At 44.7% G+C, this 2,454-nt stretch carries 3 protein-coding genes and 1 pseudogene; 1 reads left to right on the top strand and 3 read right to left on the bottom strand.

Annotation, left to right across the window (positions count from 1 at the left end):
• The first annotated feature begins 120 nt into the window (after positions 1-120).
• Positions 121-858: an HNH endonuclease gene (locus tag O9332_RS08600; protein ID WP_502846644.1), complete on the top strand. Its 738-nt coding sequence runs from the start codon at positions 121-123 to the stop codon at positions 856-858.
• Between the two features lie 5 nt (positions 859-863).
• Here the strand turns inward: O9332_RS08600 and O9332_RS28365 are convergent.
• From O9332_RS28365 to O9332_RS08590, 3 genes and pseudogenes are all read right to left on the bottom strand, one after another.
• A pseudogene (locus O9332_RS28365) lies at positions 864-965 on the bottom strand (bluetail domain-containing putative surface protein); the annotation flags it as partial.
• A gap of 20 nt (positions 966-985) precedes the next feature.
• Positions 986-1,807 (bottom strand): DUF4351 domain-containing protein, encoded by an 822-nt coding sequence (locus O9332_RS08595; RefSeq protein ID WP_223213056.1) that lies wholly within the window; start codon positions 1,805-1,807, stop codon positions 986-988.
• A gap of 334 nt (positions 1,808-2,141) precedes the next feature.
• On the bottom strand, positions 2,142-2,318 hold the full coding sequence (locus O9332_RS08590) for a hypothetical protein (protein ID WP_288024922.1): 177 nt from the start codon (positions 2,316-2,318) through the stop codon (positions 2,142-2,144).
• Positions 2,319-2,454: the final 136 nt, after the last annotated feature.

Raw genomic sequence — 2,454 nt, 5'->3', positions numbered from 1 at the left:
TGGTTCTTCGTTACTTGGTATGGTTCGATAGGGGGTCATAAATCGACTAAATCCTTATCTGGTAAGAGACTTAATTGATTAGTTCGCTCTAGATCAAAAACAATCGACAAAAATCGCTAAATGCCTTTCTATATAAGGGTTACATCCAATATAACCCCCGTCCATTGCATAACACAAACCGAAGAGCCTCAAAAGTTACAGCGAACACCATCGGCCCTGGTGATGAAACTATGTAATTTTGGTTCTCTCGATCCCAGGCATCAATTGCGAGGAGTACAGGGGTTAAAAGGTATCAGTAAAGCTGATCGGCAAATCTGGCAGGAGTTCGAGAATAACTGGACAGAATTAGCCCTAGAAAGTGAGGAAAAATTACAAGTTCTTTTAGGAGTTATCAACGAACAGCAAGAGGATTTTACGAGACTTGATTTTTCGGAAAATATCAAAACAGAAACCGAGGCAATCAGAAAAGTTAGAATCGGACAAAACTTTTTTAGAAAGACAATTTTAGCCCTATATAACTATCGTTGCTGTATTACAGGAAATCCCATTCCGCTGTTACTAACAGCTAGTCATATATTACCCTGGAGTCAATTTCCTGAACAGCGTTTAAACCCTCATAATGGCTTGTGCCTAGCTCGTACTCATGATACTGCTTTCGATCGAGGTTTAATTAGTTTCGATGAGGATTTAAGATTAATTATTGGCCATGAGATCGAAAAAAAGGCTCAGGATCAAGGTAGCGAGACGTTAGCACTAAATTTTATCAACTATCGCGGTAAAACTTTAAATGTTCCCGCTCGCTTTTCACCAGATTTAGATTTTTTAAACTATCATCGCTATCATATATTTCAGGGCTAAAAGTACGATATTGCCGCACCAGCTTGACTAAGCAGGTCAATTTTATCAGTACCAATAGCAAAATCCGTAACTCGGTCTAGGGCTGCGGCAGTGGACTGACTAAACTGGTCGCTTAACAAACCTGAATTTAAAGGGAATCCAAACAGTTATCCAAATCCGCCAAGGATTGAAAATCCAAGAGAGCCTCCCCCAACTGTTCTAATTGCGACGCCGTCAGCCCACGAATCTGGGCCACCACATCCGGACTCAGGGTACCAAATCGTTTTGACAACTGTCGCACAATCAGCAGAGATTCTCCTTCGAGAAGCCCCTCCTGACGACCCTCCTGGCGACCTTCTTGACGACCTTCTTGACGGGCAATACGTTCTACCGATAAGACATAGGGCATGGCTTTATTTTTCTCCAAATTTTGAATGGACGTCCACAGTTGTTTCTCCAAGTCTTGGGGCAACTTCATTAACCAGTCGATAATGCCAAACAAATCAAGAATCCGTTGCTTATCCCAATCCCTCTCATATAGTAATCGAGCCAACTGCCACTTGGCGTCATAGCGCCCTGACGGATTATTGCGGGTTTGTTGGGTTAATAAATGGGCCGCAGTCACCAGGGCAAAAGGGTTGGGATTGTCTAGCAAAGCATTGAGACAGTTGGCGTAGTCAAGAATTTTTACTGTCGCAAATTCAATGCTTGTCCGACTACCAAGCAAGTCGTAGCTGAATCCCTGGGGTCGCCAGCTTGGATTTGTATCTGCTAACACGGCTAAGGTTGCAACCGGGCGACGGTAACGGTCATAAAGCCGATAGTTGTAAATAAACAACCGTTCAGCAAAGGTTCTATTCCGTCGCCCCTGAACCTCCACATGAATATAAACCCATTCCTGCTTGGCCGTGGTCAGGGTCACTTCTACCAAACAGTCCACCCGTCGCCGCCCTAATTCCGCATCTGCCACAATTTGGGCCAGTTCTTGCTCCAGAAACCTATGGGGGAATGTCCAATCAATGGACTCTTGACATCCTCGCCGCCGTAAAACGGACGGCGATTCCTCACCACGCCACTTTTTTAGGGTGGTCGCTGAATGGGGTTGACGCTTCACCGAAAAACGCTTAATTGCTTAAGTCTGACTCTTTCTCCACGTCCGTTTTGAGTGTCCGAATGCCCTCCGGCCACTTTGAACAAGTCGAAAAAATCTAATGTTCAACCTTATTTCCTAGAAAGTTTTACTTGTTCAAGGCCGAATTTGAATTCTTTTCTGAACAAAACCCCCTACTATCTGTTGTCAAGGTTCAGTTTTTAGCTTGGTTATCGCTTTTTCCATTGTAGCCTAAAGCCGTCCTAAAAGGACGGGGTTTTAACCCAAATTTTCGATAAGCCGCCGGAAAGTAAAACGCCAGAAACTCCTGGAAATACCGCACCAGAGCCGTTTTCCAAGGACTATCGTAGTCGTCAGGTGCATTGGTCATCGGAAATTTTGGGTCTGAAACCCCGCCGTTCTAGGTTGGCTTTACGTTAGAATTAAAAGGCCAGTCTCGAAAACCAAGTGGACGGCGCAGCACCTTGAAAACTCGGCTTAGGGGGTTCCGACCAGAAAAGCTTGGC

Source organism: Microcystis sp. LE19-10.1B, assembly GCF_027530565.1.
In the GTDB taxonomy this organism is placed as follows: domain Bacteria; phylum Cyanobacteriota; class Cyanobacteriia; order Cyanobacteriales; family Microcystaceae; genus Microcystis; species Microcystis aeruginosa.
This window is presented reverse-complemented; position numbering and strand designations above follow the sequence as displayed.